At 54.5% G+C, this 233-nt stretch carries 1 protein-coding gene; it reads left to right on the forward strand.

The window, feature by feature from the left end:
- Positions 1-75: 75 nt before the first annotated feature.
- Positions 76-233: transposase (locus B7444_RS15910; RefSeq protein ID WP_148424764.1), on the forward strand; the 158-nt coding region annotated here is incomplete at its 3' end.

Raw genomic sequence — 233 nt, forward strand, 5'->3', positions numbered from 1 at the left:
TAGGCTCAGGACCTATTAATTTCTTGAACTGAGCGAGCGGTTGTGATTCACAGGCTTACCGGTGGAGGTGAGGCTGTGAGTGACATGTTTTTGCTGTCTGAGAGCCAGATGGAGCGGATTGAGCCGTTTTTCCCTCTGGCGCACAGAGTGCCACGCGTGGATGACCGGCGTGTTCTGAGCGGGATCGTTTATGTGATCCGCAACGGCCTTCAGTGGAAAGACGCTCCGAAAGC

Origin of the sequence: Gluconobacter thailandicus F149-1 = NBRC 100600, from assembly GCF_000964465.1 — a bacterium.
In the GTDB taxonomy this organism is placed as follows: Bacteria; Pseudomonadota; Alphaproteobacteria; order Acetobacterales; family Acetobacteraceae; genus Gluconobacter; species Gluconobacter thailandicus.